The organism is Maribacter forsetii DSM 18668, assembly GCF_000744105.1.
GTDB classification, from domain to species: Bacteria; Bacteroidota; Bacteroidia; order Flavobacteriales; family Flavobacteriaceae; genus Maribacter; species Maribacter forsetii.
Genome location: NZ_JQLH01000001.1, coordinates 472,184 through 496,275 on the forward strand (window position 1 = coordinate 472,184; position 24,092 = coordinate 496,275).

Sequence of the window (24,092 nt, forward strand, 5' to 3'; positions counted from 1 at the left end):
TAATTTTAGACAAAACTAAAAAATTGTTTTTACGTATAAAAATGTATTTTTGTATTAATATTGTTTTTTAAATGACACTATCAGAAGAAGATTACATTAAAACTATTTATCATCTAAGTGAGTACAACAGTAAATCTGTTGCTACGAATGCTATTGCTGAGCAGATGAAAACGAAGCCGTCATCTGTAACGGATATGGTTAAGAAGCTGTCTGAAAAATCTTTAGTGAATTATAAAAAGTATCAGGGGGTTTTGCTTTCAGAGAAAGGTAGGTTAGTTGCGCTTTCTATTATTAGAAAACATCGCTTATGGGAAGTGTTTTTGGTAGACAAGCTTAATTTCTCTTGGGATGAGGTTCACGTAGTGGCAGAGCAATTAGAGCATATAAAGAGTGATGCCTTAATAGATAAATTAGATGCCCATTTAGGTTACCCTAAAGTGGATCCGCATGGTGATCCTATACCAAATAAGGATGGCGTGTTCACTAAATCTGTCAAGAAATTAATTAGCGAGTTACCAGTTGGTAGTCAAGGGGTATGTGTTGGTGTTAACGATTCATCGGCTGCATTTTTAAAATTTTTAGACAAGAATAAAATCGCACTGGGCGATACTTTTAGAATATTGGAAATTGAAGAGTTTGATGGTTCCGTGACTATTTCTACAAGGTCTGGATCCATTAGTATATCAAAACAAATTGCAACAAATTTATTTTTAGAGATTGTAGATGAAGAATAGGTTTTAAACCGATGAATTAAAATTATGGATGAAATAATAGCGTATTTTGAATCGATAGACCCAGTTTTAGCTGCGTTTTACGCAACATTGTTTACATGGGGGCTGACAGCTGCCGGGGCTGCACTGGTTTTTCTTTTTAAAACTATGAACCGTGCCGTTCTTGATGGTATGTTAGGTTTTACTGGAGGTGTAATGGTCGCGGCAAGTTTTTGGAGTTTGCTGGCGCCTGGTATTGAAATGAGTCCTGGTGAAGGATTTGTAAAGGTGATACCTGCGGCTGTGGGATTTTTTCTTGGTGCCATGTTCATTTTTGGCTTGGACAAAGTATTACCGCACTTACATATCAATTTTAAGGAAAGCGAGGCGGAAGGGGTGAAAACACCTTGGCGTAGAACTACATTATTGACCTTGGCAATTACATTACACAATATACCGGAAGGTTTGGCGGTAGGTGTTCTTTTTGGCGGCGTAGCTGCTGGTTTTGACGGGGCATCTATTGGTGGTGCAGTAGCATTGGCGCTTGGTATTGGCTTACAAAATTTTCCAGAAGGTTTTGCCGTTGCCATGCCTTTAAGAAGACATGGTCTTAGTAGAACAAAAAGTTTTATGTATGGTCAGGCTTCTGCTTTGGTGGAGCCTGTTGCTGCTGTACTTGGTGCATGGGCAGTTCTAACTTTTCAGCCAATTTTACCTTATGCACTTTCTTTTGCCGCAGGCGCTATGATCTTTGTGGTGGTAGAGGAGGTAATACCAGAAACACAGCAAGATAAATACACGGATATTGCCACTATGGGCTTCATTGGTGGTTTCATTATTATGATGACTTTAGACGTTGGTCTAGGTTAAGATTAAAGTGTTTTATAGATGAAATAATTTAATACCGGTTTTAGCGTTTAAGGCAATAGTATTGTTAACTTGATGCTTTAATATTTTATGCATTCTTCTAAGAAAAATTGGATTTGGACATTAACACTGATCATAACTGTTATTTGTTGTGCAGCCGTTTTAATACTTCATGTTAAGAACTGGGTATCTAATGATGATGATAGTCTTGGTCTACGCTCAGGGTTCTATAATGTAGAAATCCCTTTAAATGAATTGGATAGTGTGGCTTTTGTTGAGAGAATACCTCCAATGGAACGTTTACACGGGTTTTCTGCCTTGGATAAGGAAAAAGGTGTGTTTAGAAAGTTTAAAGATTCTTTAACCGATAAGAAAGTTCATGTATTTGTAGATAACATTAATCAGAACAAGGTTAAATTGGTCTATAAAGATTCTACGTATGTATACTTTAACCTAAAAGATTCCGTTGAAACTGTTCAATTGTTTCAAAAACTTAGTGCAAGAACAGGAGCTTTAAGTGAACCAAACTAAAGGCTACAATAGAGAATTTAAACTAAGGTTAAAGTGTAAATTTGCTTTGGCATAACTATTGAAACTATTTTTGAATCTATAATCGAGATTTAAATAAGATATTTAATTCAATGCCTTTTGGTTTGCCCATTGGTTGTTTAAATGAACAGTACCCATGATTAAAAAACATCTTTTAGCTCTATTTGTACTAGGTTTACTCTCTACAGGACTTTTTGCACAACACAATCTTAGTATAAGTATAGACGGGGTTATATCTGAAGAAGGTAATATTTGCTTTGCAGTTTATAATGATGAGGGTTCTTTTTTGAAATTCGATAAAGTTTTTAAATCTGGTTCAGAGAAAGCGGTAAAAGGACAAACGGCTTTTGATATTACCGATCTTCCTGATGGGGAATATGCTATCGCAATTTTTCATGATGCTAACGGTAATGAAAATTTAGATACAAATATTCTTGGTATTCCAAAGGAACAAATTGCTTTTTCTAAAGGCAAGATGAAGATGTTCGGTCCGCCAAAATATAAGGAATGTGTGTTTACGCTTAATACCAATATGGAGATGAATATTCGTTTGCAGTAAGTCTTGAATTTCATTCGTTGATGTATCTTTGAAATAAAATTATTTCATGGTATTAGTAGCGCAATTGGTTGGAGCATTATTAGGTTTGTTAGCAGTGATATTTGGCGCTTTTGGAGCTCATTTATTAAAGAAAACATTTACTGCCGATCAACTGAATAGCTTTGAAACGGGTGTGAAATATCAAATGTACCATGCACTTTTGATTTTAATGCTAAGTTTTAACCTCAACCTAGAAACGGGTTTGGAAAAAACTATTATTTACTGTCTAATTATAGGTACATTTCTTTTCTCATTTAGTATCTACGGATTGTGTATATCTGCATCCAAAGGAAATAAGATAAAATTGCTAGGGCCTTTAACTCCGCTTGGCGGACTCTTTTTAGTAGTAGGATGGGCACTATTGTTCTACAGCTTCATTAAGAATTTGATTTAGTCTAGTTCTTCTGAAGTTGCAGTAAATTCTTTAATTGCCGTATTTGGTTCCATAATGGCATGCCCTTCCCAGAAAGTTGGGTCGTATTTAGGCATGTATGTAGGCGATACGGTGTTGTTTTCGGTAAAAGCATCGAATGTAACCTGATTGATATTTTCAGACTCGAATACAATCAGTTCATTTTTTTCTGTACTTATAATCACAAAGTCAACATCGCCAGATAGTTCGTTCTGCTTATTTCTTCCTTTAACGATTCTGTTCTTTTCAATAATCTTTAATGGTCTTCTAATACCTACACGCATTCCATTTTCAGATTCATAGTATCGTACGCCATAGTAACCGTTTTCACCCTTACTGTAGATAATTTTTCCTTTAGATAGGTAGTTGTTGCTGGAAATACCAAGTAGGTTAAATTTACTCGTTGGTTTTACGTTTACATAGTCTACTTGTATTAGGGCAAAATCATCTGCATTAATATACAAAGTGCCTTCATAATCTGCAGAACCACTTGGTTTAAATGAAATTACGTAAACTGCGGCATCACCTAAATAAGTGAATTCTTCAAGGGTGAAGTCATATTTTCTAGCCTTGTGTATAAAATTTAAATCAGAATCTTCATTGGTGGGTATGTTAAGAAAAATGTCGTTTAATTGATTCTTTTTCCAACTTGCATAGTTCTTCTGCTGTTCTTCTTTGTCTTTTTTCTTTTTTTCTAGCTCTTCATTAGCTGCTGCTATTTCTGTAGAATCTGCCTCTTCTTCAAGAAGATCACTAACCTCTTCGGCGTCTATTTTTGTGCCGAATAAGCCAGATTTGATTTTAAAATAAGAACCTTCTTTTACGTTCTCCTTTAAAATTTCATTAAACTTCTCTTCTAGTTTCTCCGCATCTAGTTCTTTGCTTTTATCAAATAATTTAGATGCTTTTAAAAGATCTAATTTTAGCTGTTCTTGTGTAGAATTGCCATAGAGGTCGCCAACAATTTCAGAATAATAACTGTTGTCTTTTGGAACGGTTCTTATCACACTATCTAAAAAGGTCTGATTCAATATGTCTATGGACGATTTTTTGACCTTAAAATCACTTTTTGTCCAGCGGTCAAAATTAGAAGTGCGATGAAAAAGTCTCTTTTTAGACAAGTCATTAGAATAATTCTTTTCAAGATTATCCTCTACCAAGTCCATAATCTCGTCTGCTGTATAATTTTTGTTAGAAACGATAACCTCTCTCAATTCTATGGCTTTGGGCACCAAGGCAATTTTTGTGGTTGTGAACTCTGAGATGGGCTTAATTAAAGTCTCATAGCCCATTGAAGAGATAGTAAGCGAGTCAGATGCGGTAACAGTTTCATCAAATATGAGATTGAAATTACCTTCTTCATTTGTTATGGCCCATTTTTCTTTTAATTGAACCGATGCGAAAGGAATGGGTTGCTTACTAACACTATCAATGACAAAGGCACTTAAATTCTGGGCATTAAGACTTAAGAAGTTGAAAAAGAGAAAGGCAAAAAATAGAAGGAGAAATGGTTTAGTGTTCATAGTGTTAGATTATTCCTACGCAATCTAAACGAATGAAAGCAAGAAACGTTACAGTTTTAGAAACTGTTAGGAGTCTTTTAAATTTATTTTAACGAAAATTTCAGGTTAGTGGCAACCACAACCATCTTGGCCACAGGCTTTTGAATTAGCTTTTTTGCCTGCCCAAATAGATTTTGGAAGTAAAAATTTATTGATCAAATATAGCGCAGAAATAGCTACTGTAATGTAAACTAATATGTGTTGTAGTATGTCCATGTTTATTTTAATAATTGATAAGCTATTAGAGCTACAATATAGGCAAAAAGGCTCATAAATACTAGTTGACCTGCTGGCCATTTCCAAGAATTGGTCTCTCTTTTTACTACTGCCAAGGTACTCATACATTGCATGGCGAATGCATAAAATAATAATAAAGAAATACCGGAAGCTAAATTAAAAAGGGGTTTTTTGGTTTTTGGATCCACCTCTGCCGCCATTCTATTTTTTATGGTCTCTTCTTCATCGTTACCAACACTGTAAATAGTAGCAAGTGTACCTACAAATACTTCTCTTGCGGCAAACGAAGTAAGTACCGCAATACCAATTTTCCAATCATAACCCAATGGTCTTACAATGGGTTCTATAGCTTTTCCCATATAGCCCATATAGGAGTGCTCTAATTTATAACTGGCAATTTCTTGGCTTAAAGCTCTTTCTTCAAGCTCTTTTTGTTGCAAGTCTTCAACTACATTATCTAGCGTATTTGCTTGTTCATCTTGCTTGTTTTCAAAATAAATTTCGCTATTAGCATTGAAACCTTGTTCTTTTATTCGCTGTGCAACAATAGTTTCTGCATTTTTAAATTCATCTGAAAAACCGTTAGAACCTAAAAACCAAAGCACAATAGATATGGCAAGAATAATTTTACCTGCACCGAACACGAAGCTTTTTGTTTTTTCAAGTACTGTATAAGCTACATTTTTTATAAGCGGTAATTTGTAATTGGGCATCTCTACCACAAAAAATGACCTACTCTTAATTTGTAATATTTTATTGAGAACCATGGCAGAAAATATTGCCGCACCAAATCCCATTAAATACAACAGCATTAAAGTTAAGGCCTTGTAGCTTAGACCTAGAAAACTACCTTCGGGTATTACCAAGGCAATGATAATTAGGTACACCGGTAGCCTTGCGGAGCATGTGGTAAACGGAGTAACAAGTATTGTAATTAGCCTTTCTTTCCAATTTTCAATAGTTCTGGTGGCCATTACTGCAGGAATGGCACATGCGGTACCGGAAATTAACGGAACCACACTTTTGCCGCTTAAACCAAACGGACGCATAATCCTGTCCATCAAGAAGACTACTCTACTCATGTAGCCTGTTTCTTCTAACAGCGCTATAAACAAGAATAAAAATGCAATTTGAGGTATGAATATTACAATACCACCAATACCGGCTAAAATACCTTCTGCAATTAAGTTAGTGAAAACGCCAGGAGGTAAAGTGTCTTTCACCCATTCCGTCGCAGAGGCAAAAAAACCATCAATGAGGTCCATTGGGTACTCGCTCCAGCCATAAATGGCTTGAAATATAACCAAAAGGATCAAAAAGAAAATGACGTAACCAAAGACCTTGTGGGTCAATATTTTATCCAGTGTAGCTCTAAAACCTTTCGCCGCAGCAGTATCTACTTTGTATGTTTCTTTTAAAATGCCATTTATAAACTGATAGCGTAGAATGGTCTCTTTTTGTTGTAATCGCTTTAGTTCAGATTTTGACTTGGTGGCAAAAGAGGCGGTCTCTTTTTTTAATGTCTTTTCTAAAGGCATGAAATTGACATCCTGTGTAATTACCAACCATAACTTGTAAAGATCTTCCTTTGGAAAAGCCTCTTTAAGTCGGTCAAAATATTCTGGAGAAATTACCGAAATATCTACATTTTGAGTGGTTCTGAGATTTTTGTAATCTGCAATTAGTTCCCTCAATCTATCAATGCCCGTACCTTTTCTGGTACTAACCAGTGCTATTTTTGTATTTAGTTTCTGTTCTAACAGTTCAATATCAATGGTAATGCCTTTTCTTGACATGCGATCGGCCATGTTAATGACCAAAATGGCTGGAATCTTTAAATCTTTAATTTGAGTGAAAAGAAGAAGATTTCTTTTAAGGTTCTCTACATCTGAAACTACAATGGCAACATCTGGGTGATCCTTGTCATTTTTGTTAAGCAATAGCTCAACCGCTACACTTTCATCTAATGAGGTGGTATTTAAGCTATAGGTGCCCGGTAAATCTAAAATATGGGCTTTTACCCCTCTAGGTAATTTGCAAATACCTTCTTTTTTTTCAACGGTGATGCCTGGGTAGTTTCCTACTTTTTGATTTAATCCGGTAAGTTGATTAAAAACCGATGTTTTACCGGTATTAGGATTGCCTATAAGGGCGACATTGATTTGTTTGCTCATATAACCGCATTGTCTTCTATAATTTCAAGTGCTATATGAAACGCCATTTCTCTTCTAATGGCAATATGAGAACCATTTACGTTAATATAAATAGGGTCTTTTAAAGGAGCTACCTGAACCAATTCAACTTCATTACCTGGTAAACAACCCATTTCAAGAAGCTTAATCGGCAATAAGTCTTCGGTGAATTCTTTGATAATTCCCCTTTGGCCTTTCTTTAAATGTGCAACGGTAGTTTCCAATCTTTATTTAGATTCATTATAAGTAAGGCAAAAGTAATGGAAATTATCCAATTAGTAAATTAATACATCTAAAACTAATATCACTTTTTGGGCAAGCCTCATTTGTGTTAATCATTTGTTTCGTCGTAAGAATTTTTTAAAATTTCTATATCCGCCAAAATTTTATCCACATCCTCTTTTTTAGTGCCGTCGTAAAATCCTCGTATGCGTTTATCCTTATCCACTAATATGAAGTTCTCTGTATGGATCATATCGAACGGTCCGCCATCACCATCGGTCTTTACTGCTAAATATGATTTACGGGCAAGCTCATAAATCTGTTTCTTGTCACCGGTAACTAAATTCCAATTGCTATCATCAACCCCTTTTTCTAAGGCATATTTCTTTAATTGCGCTACGGAGTCAATTTCGGGAGTTACCGAATGTGATAATAGCATAACATCAGAATCTTTTCCAAGGGCTTTTTGTAGGTCAACCATATTCTTGGTCATAATAGGGCAAATAGTGGGGCAGGTGGTGAAAAAGAAATCGGCAACATAGATTTTGTCCTTGTAATTATCTTGAGTTATGGTTTCCCCATTTTGGTTAGTCAAAGAAAAATCGGCAATGGTATGGTACTTTCTAACGTGTTGAATTTCTTCGGCTACCAATTCGGCATTTACCATGGCAGGCGAATAGACCGGTAATAATTTTACGGGTTGTAAGGCATTATAAAAAAGATAAATAATAACTATGGATAGGCATAAAAGTACTATTCCAAAGAGTTTGTAACGAGCGAAGAAAGTACGCATACTTTTTTATACAAAGATAGTCTAGGGGTGGCGAGTTTTCAAGGAATTTTACTGCTTCGCTTGATAAATTATTCATAAAATGGCACTACCTCAATGGGTTTCTTTTTTTTAGCGGTTGTAAAAATGTACTTTTGTGCGATTTTAATTTTCAGGAAAAAAGAATGAGCCCTATTATAATAAAGACAATACAATTTTTTTTAAGCCTTTCTATACTTATCGTTCTGCACGAGTTAGGGCATTTTATACCAGCAAAATATTTTAAAACAAGAGTAGAGAAATTCTATTTATTCTTTGATGTAAAGTTTTCACTTTTTAAAAAGAAGATAGGCGAAACCGAATACGGTATCGGTTGGTTGCCTTTGGGCGGATATGTAAAAATATCCGGTATGATAGATGAGAGCATGGACAAAGAAGCCATGGCGGAAGAACCAAAGGAGTGGGAGTTTAGAAGCAAACCAGCTTGGCAACGTTTAATTATAATGTTGGGCGGTGTAACGGTGAATTTCATTTTGGCCGTTGTTATTTTTATTGGCTTGGCGTATGCATATGGTGAAACCTATATTGCAAATGATAGTTTAAAAGACGGAGTTTGGGTTACCGATACTACATTGGGCGATGCTCTTGGAATAAAAACAGGGGATAAGGTTCTTGCCGTTGATGGTAAAGAAATTGAATCTTTGAATACCATAGTGCCAGAAGTGGTTTATGGAGAGAATATAACTATTGAACGTGACGGAAAGAAAATTGAAAAGGAAATTCCTGTCAATTTTATAGAAACAATTTCAGAAAATAAGGAACAAGTTCGATTTATTAAACCAAGATTACCATGGGTAATTAGTCAAGTACCTGAAGATTCCCAAAATGCTAGTGTAGGTTTTCAAGCCGGTGATGTTTTGACGACTATTGCAGGTACTTCAGTTAAATATCAGGATCAAGTTTTTCCTATTTTAGAATCTAACAAAGGAAAGACAGTTGATCTGATAGTAAAACGTAATGGAACAGATGTGCCCTTAAATGCTAAGATTTCAGAAGAAGCTAAGCTTGGACTAATGATAGGTATGACTGGTGCTGATGCAGAGAAACAAGGATTTTTGAAATATAACACTACTGATTACACTTTCATAGAATCAATCCCAGCGGGATGGAACAAAGGTGTTAAGACTCTTACAGACTATATAAAAGGGATGAAGAAAATCTTTAATCCTGATACTGGCGCTTATAAAGAGGTTGGTGGTTTTGCTGCCATTGGTGGTATGTTCCCAGATACTTGGAACTGGCCTCAATTTTGGGGCACAACTGCGTTTATATCCATTATTTTAGCGTTTATGAATATACTACCTATTCCAGCATTAGACGGCGGGCACGTTATGTTTTTGCTTTATGAAATAATTACAGGTAGAAAGCCAAGTGATAAATTTTTAGAGTATGCGCAAATCACCGGATTCTTTATTTTAATAGCACTTTTACTGTTCGCAAACGGTAATGATGTCTATAAATTGATATTTAAATAAAAAAACTTAATTCTTTGTTTGGCGAGTTTCAAAAAACTACTATATTTGCACCCGCTTTAGGAAACTAAAACGGGTTATTTTCCTCCTTAGCTCAGTTGGTTAGAGCATCTGACTGTTAATCAGAGGGTCCTTGGTTCGAGCCCAAGAGGGGGAGCAAAAAGCGAAATCCAATCTATTTATTTAGGTTGGATTTTTTGTTTTTGGTCAATATATACGGTGCTTTTCGCTGTTTTAGGCTGAAACGTTCTAGTCTTATAAATATTAATAATACCAAGATTTTATCCAATATAAGGTACACTATTCGGGAACCTATCTTATAATTATCGTCTTCACCTTTATTTCCTGCTATTCCGAAACTGACTTGCCGTAATACCTACATTGCCACGAATAGTCTCCGTTATATTTTTCTTCGGAATGATAGGCTCAATGCTATTGGCTCATTCAGATAACATTTTTACAATTAGTAAAATGGGTGGCTTGAAAATAGGATTAATTCTGCTTTATACTTTTGGGGCACTAACATTATTTTTTACCGGAGGAGGTAAGTATGCTGTATCGAATAAAAACCAATGGGATTAATAGTTAATTTATATACATTAATTTGCGTAACTGTAATAGCGTATTATACAGGAATATATAAAAATAGAAAAATGAAAATTTCCAAAATCAATCTGTTTAGTTTTTTCGCAATAGTTACAATAGTGTCTTGTAAAGATGGTGAGAAAAAAAAGGAAAGTCTACCTGAAAATGACATACATTTTGTGCTGACAGATACGGGTCAAGACAAATTTTATGATAATGAAGGAAATCAAATCGATAAGCCAAACAAAGAAAATGAATTCTACGGTCAGGATGCACAATTTTCAGCTATTCAATCTTCGTATACAGATAATGGAGATGGCACTATAACGGACAATAATACTGGTTTAATGTGGCAAAAAACACCAGATTATCAAAAACATAATTTTTACGATGCATTTGATTATGTAGCTAGTTTGGAGATTGGTGGGTATACAGATTGGAGACTTCCAACCATTAAAGAATTGTATTCACTTCTGAATTCTAATGGCGAATTATACCCGCAAGATTTGGAAAAATCACAGCCTTATTTAAATACGGATTATTTCGATTTTGAATACGATAAAAGAATGCCGTATGCAGGACAGTATTGGTCTAGTACAAAATATGTAAAAGGGCCATTACAGAATATACAAATGGAAGGCGCTTTTGGATTCAATTTTGCCGACGGACATATTAAAGCCTATGAAACGGGACTTTACTATGATGGTAGTGATGGGGTAAGAAATCCTGGTAATTACGTACGGGCAGTTCGTGGTAAGGAAAACCTTTACGGGGTGAACGATTTTTTGGATAATAACAACGGAACAGTTACCGATAAAGCAACAGGCTTAATGTGGCAAAAAACAGACGATGGCAATACTTATAATTGGGTGGAAGCATTACAAATGGCAAAAAACAGCAAAATAGCGGGTTATGAAGATTGGAGATTGCCTAATACCAAAGAATTACAGAGTATTGTAGATTATGACAAAGAAACATTTCCTGCCATAGATGAAAGCTTTTTTGAATGTACCAATGAAGATAGTTGGTTCTGGTCTAGTACTACACAAGGCGATTTTAAATACACGGCTTGTTATATAGCATTCGGTAAAGCCTATAGTAAAGATAATAGTAGTGCAACTGAATTTTATGATTGGCACGGTGCAGGTGCACAACGTTCCGACCCAAAATCTGGAAATATCGAAGATTATTTAATGGAGTCGGTTAACGCTGCAGATTCTTTAAGAATTAATAATTATGTAAGGTTGGTTAGAGATTTAAATTAAATGCTCTCAATATGAGCAAGATGAACATAATACACTAGCTGCAATTAGTAATTCAAGAAGCGGAAATGGCTTTTAGAAGTGCTTATGAAGATGTGAATTTAGCGAAGACCCATTTTTGCTAATGGAGAGAATAAAGCCCGATTGAAAATTAATAAATCGGTTCAGCAACAAGCTTTTTACGATTACAAAGTTGCTTGGTTAAATGCCGGTGATGAAATTTCAGATGCTTTATTTACCTATAAGAAAGCTAAAGAAAAACAGCTTTCCAGAGCATCTCAGATTTCAGCATTGGAAAAATCGGTAGAGTTCACCGAAGCACTTTTAGAATATTCTTCAACAACAAACTATACAGATGTACTTACTACAAAGAATAGTCTATTGGCTGCTCAATTAGATGGCGTAAGTTATAAGCAGCAGGAGCTGTAGGCAGTAATACAACTGTATCGTGCCCTTGGTGGTGGATGGCAAAATTAAGAAGTAGAAACAAGGGGGTTAAAAACCATTCAAGAAATTGAATGGTTTTTGCATTTTATACAAATGAATACTAAGTTGTTAAAGCTATAAGTCATTCATCAAAACTATTTAAATTCCATCGCCAATCTTTTTCAATATCTTTGGGAAACACTCATATTGTTTTATTCGATCTTATATGTCAAACTATTTAATTACCGTAAACGAAGAAGAATTAAAATTCAAAACCAGTGATGCTGATTCTTTAGATAGCATTTCTGTTAGCACTCAGAAACTTCATGTTTTAGATGATAATACTGCTTTTGAGGTAGAGATTCTAGATACAGATTTTTTGAATAAGACGATGTCATTGTCGGTCAACGGAAATAGATACGACGTAAAGATTGAAGATGAATACGATCAGCAGGTCAAGAAAATGGGATTGCTCGCGGTTACCACTCAGAAATTAAACGAAGTAAAAGCACCAATGCCAGGTTTAATTGTAGATGTAATGGTTGAGGTAGGGCAAGAGATTGTAGAGGGTACTCCGTTATTGGTTTTGTCGGCAATGAAAATGGAAAATATTATTCTAGCACAAGGTGAGGGTATCGTAAAATCTATTGAAATTAAAAAAGACGATACCGTAGAAAAAGGACAGTTGATTATTGAAATGGAGTAGAAAAATACGATTGTGATAAGAGGTAACTCTTAAAATTTAGATGCTAAATCGTTACGTAGTTAAATCTCGATTATCGAGTAAATTAAGTTTTAATGAAGAAAATACTAATAGCCAATAGAGGTGAAATAGCTTTAAGAATAATGAAGACTGCCCAGAAAATGGGTATCAAAACAGTTGCCGTTTATTCAGAAGTTGACCGCCATTCACCACACGTAAAATTCGCTGATGAAGCGGTTTTATTAGGTCCAGCGCCATCATCGGAATCTTATCTGGTCATGGAGAAAGTTATAGATGCCGCAAAGGTGACAGGTGCAGAAGGTATTCACCCTGGTTACGGATTTTTAAGCGAGAATGCCATTTTCGCACAAATGGTTGAAGATAACGGTATCACATTTATCGGTCCTAAGCCTCATGCGATTAAAGTGATGGGGAATAAACTAGCGGCAAAAGAAGCAGTTCGCGATTATGACATCCCCATGGTGCCAGGTATTGAAGAAGCAATAACTGACGTTGCTTTAGCTGAAAAAGTAGCTAAGCAAATTGGATTTCCTATTTTAATAAAAGCTTCTGCAGGTGGTGGAGGTAAGGGAATGCGCGTTGTAGAGAACTTAAAGGATCTTCCAGAACAAATGGATAGGGCTATCGGCGAAGCACTAGCTGCTTTTGGTGATGGTTCTGTTTTTATAGAAAAGTACGTAGGCTCACCTAGGCATATAGAAATTCAAATTTTAGCGGATACGCATGGTAATACCGTTCATTTATTTGAACGGGAATGTAGTGTGCAAAGAAGACATCAAAAAGTAGTAGAAGAAGCTCCTTCAGCAGTTCTAACTCCGGAAATTAGAAAGAGTATGGGCGAAGCTGCCATCAAAGTAGCAAAAGCATGTGACTACGTTGGTGCAGGTACGGTGGAGTTTTTACTTGATGAAAACAAGAATTTCTACTTCTTGGAAATGAATACGAGGTTGCAGGTAGAACATCCGGTGTCTGAGTTGATATCTGGTATTGATTTGGTAGAGCAGCAAATAAAGGTAGCTCGTGGCGAAGCACTAACATTTACCCAAGACGATTTAACAATAACAGGTCATGCGCTTGAAGTTCGTGTATATGCAGAAGATCCGTTATCTAATTTTATGCCGAGTATAGGAAAGCTGTCAACCTACAAAACACCTGTTGGTGAAGGTATACGTGTGGATGATGGGTTTGAAGAAGGTATGGAAGTGCCCATTTACTATGATCCCATGATTTCTAAGTTGATTACCTACGGAAAGAATAGGGAAGAGGCTATACAATTAATGATTAAAGCTATTGATAATTATAAAGTAGAAGGCGTTGCCACAACCTTGTCATTTGGAAAATTTGTGTGTGAGCACGAAGCTTTTACATCAGGGAATTTTGATACACATTTTGTCAAAAACTACTATTCTCCAGAGCATTTAGAAAAGCAATATGCAGAAGAAAGACGAATAGCAGCTTTAACAGCTCTAAAATTATATTTGGATAACGATAAAATATTAAAAATTCCGTCTGAAGTTTCTTCTAACTGGCAGAAGAGTAGAATATAGAAGGTAATTAAGATTTTTTGAACGATTAGAATGAAAGATAATAAAGAGATATTAGCAGAGAAACTGGCATTGGGAAAATTGGGTGGTGGTCAAGAACGTATTGACAAACAGCACGCTAAAGGAAAGTTAACTGCTTATGAACGTATTCATTTTTTGCTTGATGAAGGCTCATTTGAAGAAATGGGTGCTTTAGTTACCCACCGTACCAAAGATTTTGGTATGGAAAAACAAGTCTTTTACGGTGATGGGGTAGTTACTGGTTATGGTACAATCAACGGTAGGCAAGTTTGTGTTTTTGCACAGGATTTTACTGTTTTTGGAGGGGCTTTATCTGAAACCCATGCCGAAAAGATTTGTAAAATCATGGATATGGCCATGAAGATTGGTGTCCCCATGATTGGTCTAAACGATAGTGGGGGAGCCCGAATTCAAGAAGGAGTACGTTCATTAGGCGGATATGCCGATATTTTCCATAAAAATGTAATGGCATCGGGAGTGATTCCTCAGATTTCTGCTATAATGGGTCCTTGTGCCGGTGGGGCGGTATATTCACCTGCCATGACAGATTTTACCTTAATGGTAGAGAATTCTAGTTATATGTTCGTTACCGGTCCAAATGTGGTGAAGACGGTAACGAACGAAGAAGTAACATCAGAAGAACTTGGCGGTGCATTAACGCATGCAACTAAATCTGGTGTAACGCATCTTACGGCAGCTAACGATATTCAATGTATCAATCAGATTAAGCAGATGATTAGTTATATGCCCCAAAATTGCGAGGATAAACCAACCGATATGCCATTTGTTCCAGGTAATGAAGTTCGTGATGTACTAGAGGATATTGTTCCTGAAAATGCAAATCAGCCTTATGATATGCGCAATGTTATCAACGGAATCATAGATCAAGATTCATTCTTTGAAATACATGAAGCCTATGCCGATAATATTGTTGTCGGTTTTGCAAGATTAGGAGGAAAAAGTATTGGTATTGTTGCCAATCAGCCAATTAGTCTCGCAGGTGTACTTGATGTTGATAGCTCTAAAAAGGCAGCGCGTTTTACACGCTTTTGCGATTGTTTTAATATTCCACTCTTGGTATTGGTAGATGTTCCTGGATTCCTGCCTGGTACCGATCAAGAATGGAACGGTATTATTACTAATGGTGCAAAATTACTCTATGCTTTAAGTGAGGCAACAGTGCCTAAGGTAACCGTAATTACCAGAAAAGCATACGGTGGTGCGTATGATGTTATGAATTCTAAACATATTGGTGCCGATTTAAATTATGCTTGGCCAGGTGCAGAAATTGCGGTAATGGGAGCCAAAGGTGCAAGTGAGATCATTTTTAGAAAAGAAATAAGTGCTGCCGATGATCCAGAAGCGAAACTGGCAGAAAAAGAGGCGGAATACGCAAAACTATTTGCAAACCCTTACAGTGCCGCGCAAAGAGGATTTATAGATGAGGTAATTCGACCTAAGGATACAAGGCGGAAATTAATAAAAGCGTATACCATGCTAGAGAATAAAGTAGTAACCTTGCCAAAGAAGAAGCATGGTAATATTCCTTTATAATCTATTCTTGCCTTTTTAAACCATTAGTGAAGAATCCCTAACAATTAAACTGGTTTTGATTTCCACGGTTTTGGTAATCACTTCATTTGTGGGGTTTTCAAGTTCTTGAATTAAAAAACGAACTGCAGTGCGTCCTATTTTGTCGCCTGGCTGGTCTACAGTGGTTAATCCAGGGCTAACAATGGTGGAGTTAATGGAGTTGCTAAAACCCACAACAGCTATTTCTTCAGGTATTTTCACCTTAAATTTATGTAGCGCTTTTATAGCTCCTATGGCGGCATTGTCCGTAATTGCGAAAATGGCATCAGGTCGTTTCTTCATACTTAATAGGATATTAGTTAATCGTCTTCCGTTTCCTAATGAAATATCTTCTGTACTTAAAATAAGTTTGTTACGTACAGGTATGCCATATTTGTTTAACGCTTTTAAATAACCAGCGAATCTTTTTTCTGAATTGTATGAGTTTTCGGTTTCCTTAATAATAGCTATTCGTTTCTTACCAAGTTCTATTAAATGTTCTACAGCATTAAATGCAGCCTCTTCTTCATTGATAACTACTTGTGTACAAGGTATTTTACTGGAAACCTTGTCGAACAAAATAATAGGGATACGATTTAAAACCTTTAAAACCTCTTTTACATCTTTTGTTTTTCTTGCCAATGAAATTAATACGCCATCAACCCCAAACTGTGTCATGGTATTCAACATTTCTACTTGCTTGGTGTCGTCATTATTAGATTCTGATATAATAACACGGTAGCCTCTTAACTCGGCCTCCTCAATAATTCCTTTTATAATGGTAGAAGTGAATAAGTGCGATATGTTGGGTACGATTACCCCAAGAATATGAGTTTCACGAGAGCGAAATCCTCTGGCAAATAAATTGGGTACATAATTCATTTGCTTGGCCAATTTTTTAACCTTCTCCTTAGTTGCAGGACTGATATCTGGGTGGTCGTTTAGGGCTCTTGAAACTGTTGAAATGGATAAACTAAGTTCTTTAGAAAGCTCTTTTAAAGTGGTGTTTCTTTTTTTGCTCATGGTTGAAAATGAGTAAATTATATGTTTATTGAAGGAATAACAATAATACAAAATAAATTGCAAACGTTTTCGCAAACGTTTGCATTGATATTTCGTTAATTTTTGGTTAATAGAATGCTATATTCATATAATTTGGCTTCATAATCAACGATTTGATAATTTAAATCGACTCAACTTAAAAAAACTCAAACATTATGAAGAAAATTATTTTTGCGGTAATCGTACTTCTATTCAGTGAAGGCTCCTTTGCACAGACCGATATTTCAGGAACCGTAACAGACAATTTAGGAGAACCAATTCCCGGTGCTAACATTTTAATTACAGGTAGTACATCGGGTACAACATCAGATTTTGATGGTAATTTTTCTTTTTCAACAGACCTAACAGGTACTCAGGTTTTACGTGTATCATATATAGGGTTTACATCAGTTGACAAATCATTAGACTTAAACGGTACAGCACAAACTGTTAATGTTGTGCTGCAAGAAGGTGGTCAGCAACTTGATGAAGTTGTATTAACAGCTTCTAGTACCTTTCGTTCTCAAAAGCAGGCTCCTTTATCTATTAGCTCTGTGAAGATGAAAGAAATTACTAAGCTTTCTGCAAATAGTCAGGCAGATATTCTTAGAAGTGTCCCAGGTATTACTGCAGAAGGTGGTGGTGGTGAAACGGCAAGTAATATATTTGTTAGGGGGCTTCCTTCTGGTGGTCAATATGTTTTCAATCCGCTACAATATGATGGTATGCCATTGATCAGTTCTTTCGGACTAAATTCTTCTGCGCATGATGTTTATGCTAGACCAGATATAGGATTTAAAGGAGTTGAATTTGTTCGTGGTGGTGCAGCTGTATTATACGGTGCAGGTTCTGTTGCCGGTATTATTAACTACACAAGTAAAACTGGAGATACCAACCCGGGTAACATTATTAATATAGAAGTAGCCAACCAAGGTAGAATTAAAACCGATTTCTATTCTGGTGGTCAACTAGGTGGTGAAGATTCTAATACTTATTATGCTTTTACCGGTTTTGTGCGTCATGATAGAGGTCCTATAGATGTAGGGCTGCCAACAAAAGGTGTTCAATTTAGAGGTAACATCAAAAAGAAATTCGATAACGGATCATTTACTTTAAGCGGACAGTTTATTGACGATAAGGCTCAGTTTTATCTTCCTATTCCTTTAAGTGGAGGTAGCAGAGAGCGTATAAACGGTAATGACGGTAACCCAGTTGAACAATTGCTATCTGGTGATTTAGCTAATACTTCATTTAATACTCCTGGCGGAACATATAACAGTCCTATTGCTGATGGTGTAGCTACTTCTGGTGGTTACATTATGGGTGATTTCAATTATAGATTTGAAGATGATCTTAAATTGACTTCTAAGATTAAATATGCCAACTACAAGCACAATTTTGCACTTTATGTTGGTGGTAATGGTACTAACGGAAATCCTATCACATTAGATAATTATGTAGAAAGTATTGCTCCTGGTAATTTAGGGTATACTGCTGCTTACCAAAGTGGATCAGGTGCACAAATTAACGGTAACGATTTGGTTATTGATAACCTTCATGTAGATCGTTTACGCCCCATGACAGATTACTCTGGCGAAATCAATTTGACAAAATCTATTGAAACAGCAAATGGTGGTAATCATAACATTACTGTTGGTTCTTATATAGCTCGTACAGAGGCAGAAGATGTTAACTATCAATATAGAGTGTTGACAGAGTTCAATAACAATCCGCAATTGGTAAACTTAAATTATACCGATGCTGGTGGCGATAATGTAGTGTATTCTCAAGGTGGATTATACAACCGTATAGGACAAACTGCTAATAACTTTCTTTCTCAAAACAGATTGGCATTATACGTTACCGATGAGATGATCTTGGATAAATGGCGTTTTGATGTTGGTTTCAGATGGGAACATACAGATGGTATCAACAGTCGCGGTGGTATTATGAGCGAAACAGTTTATTCTACTCCAGATATTACCACTGAACTTAGTGATGTGCAAACTGCAGATGGTACATTTTTAAGAACAGAAGTTAATGCAAGTGCTTGGGCACTTTCTTTAGCAGGTCTTTATGAATTAACGGAAACGACCAATCTTTATGCAAATTTTTCTAAGGGATATTTCTTTCCACAATTAAGAGGTTTTGCTCCTGTAGCTGGTATTTCTGAGAGTCCGTACGATGCTGAAAATATTATACAATTTGAAGCCGGTGCCAAGTTCGGAAATCAAAAATTCTCTGGTTCTGTTGCTGGGTATTATGTAGGTCTTAAAGATCGTATCTCTATTAGACAAGCCATTGTTGGTGGTCAGTTAATAGATGAAACAAGAGCAGAGCAAAATACAAGAACAATAGGTATTGAGGCAACTTGGGATTATAGTCTTGCACAGTATTTAAACCTTCGTGGTAATGTTACCTACCAAGATCATGAGATTACAAAAAATACCGATTTTGATTTGGTGAACGGTACATCTACAGAAGCCAACGTAGGTAACGAATTGGCTAGACAGCCAAACTTGTTGGGCGGCTTAGGATTGTATTATGACAATGCCGCTTTTGATGCAAACTTCGGATTCAACTATACTGGTGCAAAGTTTACAGATGATACCAATAATATAGAATTAGATGCTATTACCATAGGTAGATTAGGTGCCGGTTACACATTCTCTAAAGAGGATAACAACAATTCGGTTCGTTTAGGGGTATCGGTCTTTAATTTATTTGATAGTGACGGAATTACAGAAGGGAACCCAAGAGCAGGTTCAGCAGGTCAAACGGAATCTCAATTCTTTGTAGGTAGACCAATTTTACCTAGAAGATTATTCGTAACGGCTACTTTCAATTTCTAAAAATTTGTGTTGTTAGTTTAAGTTTAAATGATGAGCACATTGGTGGTTGGAGAATTACCAATGTGTTTTTTTACTCGATAATCAAGATTTAATTGCTCCGACGCTTGAGTCGAAGTGATAATTATTTTTCAATTCAAAACCTAGTGGGGTAGTCCCAAGGTTATTTATGAGATAATATGAAGCAAGAATTATATAAAAAGGCAATTGCAGTATTAGATGCAAATTTTCAAGATGGAGGTTTTACCATACCAAGCGCAGGGCTGTATCCTTTTCAATGGAAGTGGGATTCTGGGTTTATCGCTATCGGTTTTGCCCATTATGATGTAGAAAAGGCAAAAACCGAAATGAGAACATTGTTAGATTCTCAATGGGGTAATGGATTTATACCGCATATCGTTTTTCATACGAATAACGATTCATATTTCCCCGGAGCAGATTTTCATCAATCTGAATTGCACCCATTGTCCTCTAAAAAATATAGGTCTACGGGTATGACGCAACCACCTGTTTCTGGTTTTGTGCTGCAAGAAATGCATCGTATTGCAGAAGATAAAGATGATATGTTGAGCTTTATCAAAGAAGAAATCGATAAGGTTTTTGACAATCATGTGTATTTCTATGAGAATAGAGACCCCAAAGATGAAGGTTTGGTATACATCTATCACAACTGGGAATCTGGTACTGACAACTCACCTGTTTGGGATGATATCTGGGATACCATGAATCCTCCAGAATATAATTTCGTTAGAAAAGATACCACCCATGTAGATGCTTCTCAACGTCCTTCTAAAAGGGAGTATGATCACTACCTGTATATCATAGACATTGCTAAACAGAATAATTATGACGATGGTAAAATAGCGGAATTGTCTCCTTTTTTGGTACAAGATCCATTGTTCAATGCCATGCTAATTAAATCGAATCAAGCGCTTATAGAATTATATGAATTGATTGGGGGCAATAAAGATAAGATTAAAACCCTATTACAATGGCAATCTAAGAGTATCGCAAGTTTTAACGAGAAATTATTTGATGTTGAACTGGGTGCCTACGTGCATTATGATCTAAGAAATGAAAAAGCTATTCGCCATATTACGTCTTCATCCTTTTCACCTTTGTTCGCAAATATTCCTTCGCCTGAAAGAGCCAAGGTGCTTGTGAATACCATGATGGGTAAATTTGGAGGTGATGAGAGATATCTATGTGCGTCATTCGACCCAACGAACAATCGATTTAACCCAAGGAAATATTGGAGAGGTCCTGTTTGGATCAACATGAATTGGTTACTTTTTCTTGGACTTAAAAACTATGGTTTTTCAAAAGTGGCAGAGCAAGTTAAAAACGATAGTATTGAGCTGATCGAGAGATATGGTTTTTACGAATATTTTGACTGTAGAAAAGACACGGGCAGTGAGAACCCTACCGGATACGGCGGTAATAATTTCTCTTGGAGCGCCGCTTTATATATTGATATGGTGAATACCGATTAAAACTGATGTGTTATGAATTATATTGATTACTTTTTAATTGTATTCTACCTATTCGGTATTGTTATGGTTGGCTTTTTAATCAAAAAAAATAGAAACTAAGGTATGAACTACGTTGACTATATCATTATTGTTGTTTATTTAGCAGGCTTTTTAGGGTTGGGCTTTATGTTCAAAGAGAACAACTCTGGTGGCGATTATTTTTTGGGTGGTCGTAAAACATCATGGCTGCCGCTAAGCCTTTCGGCAATGGCAACGCAATTATCGGCTATAAGCTTTATTTCCGCACCTGCATTTGTAGGTCTTAAAGATGGTGGAGGCATGCAGTGGCTAACGTACGAGTTTGGCGTGCCCCTGGCAATGGCTTTTTTACTTATTGCAGTATTGCCTACGCTATATAAATCTGGTATTGTTAGCGTATATGAATATCTGGAGAAAAGATTTGACTCCTCTTCCCGTCTTTTAATAAGCTTTGTATTTCAAATTAGCAGATCGGTAGCAACAGGGGTTATGGTGTATACTATGGCTCTAATTCTACAGGCAACCATTGGACTGGATTTTTGGATTTCTATATTAATCATCGGTCTTATCACCATGGTATATTCATTTCAAGGCGGAATGAAAGCGGTTATTTGGGGTGATGTAATTCAGATGAGTATTCTATTTATAGGTATTATCATTTGTCTGTATTTTGGATTTAGTGAACTTGGTGGAGTAGATAATTTTCTTACCCATGTGGATACCGATAGAATTACAGCGGTAGACTTTAGTAAATGGGGTTTTAATAATGCGGACGGAAATGATGAATTTGGTTTTTGGCCCATGGTCATAGGCGGATTTTTTCTATATGCCTCCTACTACGGTACAGATCAAACCCAATCGCAACGATTGTTATCATCAAGTAGCATGTCTAACCTTAAAAAGCTGATGATGGCAAACGGATTACTTCGTTTTCCGTTTACATTGACCTATTGTATAATGGGGCTTGTGTTGGGTACTTTGTTATTGCAAGATGTAACTTTTCAAGAACAGATGGAAACTGTTTATCAGGCAAATATTGGCTCTCTAGCGGGTAAGAAGGCAGATTTAATGGTGCCGGTTTTTATAATAAAATATTTACCTAACGGGGTAATAGGAATTTTGATTGTGGCTATTATGTCAGCAGCGATGTCTACATTAAGCTCAACGGTAAATTCACTTTCTGCAGTAACTATGGAAGACTTTGTAAAAAGGTTCAATCCAAATATGCCCGATAAAAAATACATGACTTATTCTAAGCTCTTGTCCATATTTTGGGGGCTTGTATGCTTGCTCTTCGCCTTTTTTGCAGGTAATATAGAGGGTACGGTTATAGAGGTTATCAATAAGATAAGTTCGGTTTTCTACGGGCCAATTTTGGCAGCTTTTATTTTGGCTATCCTGACCAAGAAAACACATGCGCTTGGAGCAAATATTGGTATAGTGGCTGGTGTTTTGTTCAATGTTTATCTTTGGTTGTATGTACCACAGATCTTTTGGTTCTGGTGGAATGCTCTTGGTTGTTTGGTAACTGTTTTGGTGGCACTTGCGGTTAGCTATACTGTTACAAGAACGGTAAACGAAGGGTTAAAAGTAGAATACTATTCAGGTAAAAAAGAGGTAATGATATTGATTGCCTATTTTGTAGCCATTATTGCGTTCAGTGTTGCACTACCTAATATTTTAAATTAATCTTACAACGATGAAATTTGTAATAGCACCAGATAAGTTTAAAGGCTCTTTAACCGGTTTCGAATTTTGCGATGCCGTGGAAGAAGGACTCCGAATGGTGTTCAACGATGCCGAAATTTTGAAAAGACCGTTGGCAGATGGTGGTGATGGTACAATGGAAGTCGCTAAACATTATATAAAAGGAGAAAAGGTTGCAGTTACGGTAAATGACCCGCTTTTTAGACCTATCAGTGCTTCTTACTTATATTCTGATGAAACAAAAATCGCCTACATAGAAATGGCAGAAGCATCAGGATTAAAATTGCTTTCTGAAGATGAGCGCAATTGCATGGAAACCACAACTTCGGGCACAGGAGAATTGATTTATGATGCACTGGAAAAAGGTGCAGTTGAAATTATTCTAGGTATTGGCGGTAGTGCAACCAATGATGGTGGAATGGGCATGGCAAATGCTTTGGGATATCGGTTTTTAGATGGGGAAGGACAAGAATTGTCACCGGTCGGTAAAAATCTTTCTGAAGTTAAAACAATTGATGACTCCAATAAACACCCGCAACTTGACAAGATAACCGTTAAAGTGGCATGTGATGTCACCAACCCTTTTTATGGGTTACAAGGTGCCGCTTATATTTATGGTGCGCAAAAAGGTGCTTCTGAAAATGAGATTATATTTTTAAATCAGGGTTTGTGCAATTTTGCCGAAATTATTAAGAATCGCTATGAAATCGATTTACAAAAAGTAAGTGGCGCCGGTGCAGCTGGTGGAGTAGGAGGTGGCGCCCTTGTTTTTCTAAATGGGGAATTAATTTCAGGAAATAATTTGGTAAAAGAACTGGCAGATTTTGATAGTGCCATTAATGGTGCAGATTGGATTATTACCGGTGAAGGTCAGTTAGACGAACAAACACTTTCCGGTAAAACAATAGACGGGGTCGTGAAATCTGCAAAGCTTAAAAACATACCAGTTGCCGCACTCTGCGGATCGGTAAGTATAACCGTGGCACAACAACAAAAATTCGGACTTGATTATGTAGCCTCAATTGTAAGAGGGGTTTCTACGTTGAATGAAGCCATGGAGCAGAGTAAGGTCAACCTTGTAAATGCCGCCTTTAATTTTGCAAGTCTATTGAAGTGAAAAGTTGATTATTAAATTGGTTTGCTTCAACTAAGTATTACTTTAATGTGCATATGGATTTAACCGGAATTGGGTTTTAGGCT

At 36.4% G+C, this 24,092-nt stretch carries 20 protein-coding genes and 1 tRNA gene; 16 read left to right on the plus strand and 5 right to left on the minus strand.

What is annotated here, in order from left to right; all coding sequences use genetic code 11:
- Positions 1-71: 71 nt before the first annotated feature.
- The 5 genes from P177_RS02025 to P177_RS02045 all read left to right on the plus strand — a co-directional run bounded on the left by P177_RS02025 (position 72) and on the right by P177_RS02045 (position 3,118).
- Positions 72-734, plus strand: a complete 663-nt coding sequence (locus P177_RS02025; RefSeq protein WP_036151327.1) for a metal-dependent transcriptional regulator — start codon at positions 72-74, stop codon at positions 732-734.
- Between the two features lie 24 nt (positions 735-758).
- Complete coding sequence (locus P177_RS02030) at positions 759-1,580, plus strand: ZIP family metal transporter (RefSeq protein ID WP_036151329.1); 822 nt, start codon at positions 759-761, stop codon at positions 1,578-1,580.
- Positions 1,581-1,667: 87 nt separating this feature from the next.
- A complete protein-coding gene (locus P177_RS02035) occupies positions 1,668-2,108 on the plus strand; it encodes a PH domain-containing protein (RefSeq protein ID WP_051941676.1) in 441 nt (146 codons plus the stop codon).
- Positions 2,109-2,262: 154 nt separating this feature from the next.
- Positions 2,263-2,685: a DUF2141 domain-containing protein gene (locus P177_RS02040; protein WP_036151331.1), complete on the plus strand. Its 423-nt coding sequence runs from the start codon at positions 2,263-2,265 to the stop codon at positions 2,683-2,685.
- Positions 2,686-2,731: 46 nt separating this feature from the next.
- On the plus strand, positions 2,732-3,118 hold the full coding sequence (locus P177_RS02045) for a DUF423 domain-containing protein (RefSeq protein ID WP_036151334.1): 387 nt from the start codon (positions 2,732-2,734) through the stop codon (positions 3,116-3,118).
- On the opposite strand, the gene P177_RS02050 is transcribed toward P177_RS02045, so the two are convergent.
- The 4 genes from P177_RS02050 to P177_RS02065 form a co-directional block, all read right to left on the minus strand.
- Complete coding sequence (locus P177_RS02050) at positions 3,115-4,659, minus strand: carboxypeptidase-like regulatory domain-containing protein (RefSeq protein WP_036151336.1); 1,545 nt, start codon at positions 4,657-4,659, stop codon at positions 3,115-3,117. The two genes, P177_RS02045 and P177_RS02050, sit on opposite strands and share 4 nt — an antisense overlap.
- Positions 4,660-4,916: 257 nt before the next feature.
- Positions 4,917-7,109 carry a ferrous iron transport protein B gene (gene feoB / locus P177_RS02055; protein ID WP_036151338.1) on the minus strand — a complete coding sequence of 731 codons (2,193 nt, stop codon included), beginning with the start codon at positions 7,107-7,109 and terminating at the stop codon, positions 4,917-4,919.
- Positions 7,106-7,351, minus strand: coding sequence for a FeoA family protein (locus tag P177_RS02060; protein ID WP_036151340.1), 246 nt, complete (start codon positions 7,349-7,351; stop codon positions 7,106-7,108). The genes feoB and P177_RS02060 overlap by 4 nt, the downstream gene beginning before the upstream one ends.
- 107 nt (positions 7,352-7,458) lie before the next feature.
- Positions 7,459-8,142, minus strand: coding sequence for an SCO family protein (locus P177_RS02065; RefSeq protein ID WP_036151342.1), 684 nt, complete (start codon positions 8,140-8,142; stop codon positions 7,459-7,461).
- A 161-nt stretch (positions 8,143-8,303) separates the two neighbouring features.
- Here P177_RS02065 and rseP point away from each other — a divergent pair, with 161 nt between their 5' ends.
- The 7 genes from rseP (at position 8,304) to P177_RS02105 (ending at position 15,766) form a co-directional block, all read left to right on the plus strand.
- Positions 8,304-9,653, plus strand: coding sequence for an RIP metalloprotease RseP (gene rseP, locus P177_RS02070; protein ID WP_036151344.1), 1,350 nt, complete (start codon positions 8,304-8,306; stop codon positions 9,651-9,653).
- An 80-nt stretch (positions 9,654-9,733) separates the two neighbouring features.
- Positions 9,734-9,807, plus strand: a tRNA-Asn gene (locus P177_RS02075).
- Positions 9,808-10,303: 496 nt separating this feature from the next.
- A complete protein-coding gene (locus P177_RS02085; protein WP_051941677.1) occupies positions 10,304-11,500 on the plus strand; it encodes an Lcl C-terminal domain-containing protein in 1,197 nt (398 codons plus the stop codon).
- A gap of 141 nt (positions 11,501-11,641) precedes the next feature.
- Complete coding sequence (locus tag P177_RS02090) at positions 11,642-11,926, plus strand: TolC family protein (protein WP_036151347.1); 285 nt, start codon at positions 11,642-11,644, stop codon at positions 11,924-11,926.
- A 223-nt stretch (positions 11,927-12,149) separates the two neighbouring features.
- On the plus strand, positions 12,150-12,629 hold the full coding sequence (locus P177_RS02095; protein WP_036151348.1) for a biotin/lipoyl-containing protein: 480 nt from the start codon (positions 12,150-12,152) through the stop codon (positions 12,627-12,629).
- Between the two features lie 92 nt (positions 12,630-12,721).
- Positions 12,722-14,194 (plus strand): acetyl-CoA carboxylase biotin carboxylase subunit, encoded by a 1,473-nt coding sequence (accC, locus tag P177_RS02100; protein WP_036151350.1) that lies wholly within the window; start codon positions 12,722-12,724, stop codon positions 14,192-14,194.
- A gap of 30 nt (positions 14,195-14,224) precedes the next feature.
- On the plus strand, positions 14,225-15,766 hold the full coding sequence (locus P177_RS02105) for an acyl-CoA carboxylase subunit beta (protein WP_036151353.1): 1,542 nt from the start codon (positions 14,225-14,227) through the stop codon (positions 15,764-15,766).
- A gap of 15 nt (positions 15,767-15,781) precedes the next feature.
- Here the strand turns inward: P177_RS02105 and P177_RS02110 are convergent, their stop codons facing one another.
- Positions 15,782-16,807: a LacI family DNA-binding transcriptional regulator gene (locus tag P177_RS02110; RefSeq protein ID WP_036151355.1), complete on the minus strand. Its 1,026-nt coding sequence runs from the start codon at positions 16,805-16,807 to the stop codon at positions 15,782-15,784.
- 194 nt (positions 16,808-17,001) lie between these two features.
- Here P177_RS02110 and P177_RS02115 point away from each other — a divergent pair, with 194 nt between their 5' ends.
- The 4 genes from P177_RS02115 (at position 17,002) to P177_RS02130 (ending at position 24,009) form a co-directional block, all read left to right on the plus strand.
- Positions 17,002-19,677: a TonB-dependent receptor gene (locus P177_RS02115; RefSeq protein WP_036151358.1), complete on the plus strand. Its 2,676-nt coding sequence runs from the start codon at positions 17,002-17,004 to the stop codon at positions 19,675-19,677.
- Between the two features lie 176 nt (positions 19,678-19,853).
- The gene (locus P177_RS02120) at positions 19,854-21,167 is read left to right on the plus strand and encodes an amylo-alpha-1,6-glucosidase (protein ID WP_036151360.1); all 1,314 of its coding nucleotides are present in this window, start codon (positions 19,854-19,856) and stop codon (positions 21,165-21,167) included.
- Positions 21,168-21,269: 102 nt separating this feature from the next.
- On the plus strand, positions 21,270-22,874 hold the full coding sequence (locus tag P177_RS02125) for a sodium:solute symporter (protein WP_036151362.1): 1,605 nt from the start codon (positions 21,270-21,272) through the stop codon (positions 22,872-22,874).
- Positions 22,875-22,884: 10 nt separating this feature from the next.
- The gene (locus tag P177_RS02130; protein ID WP_036151364.1) at positions 22,885-24,009 is read left to right on the plus strand and encodes a glycerate kinase; all 1,125 of its coding nucleotides are present in this window, start codon (positions 22,885-22,887) and stop codon (positions 24,007-24,009) included.
- Positions 24,010-24,092 lie beyond the last annotated feature (83 nt).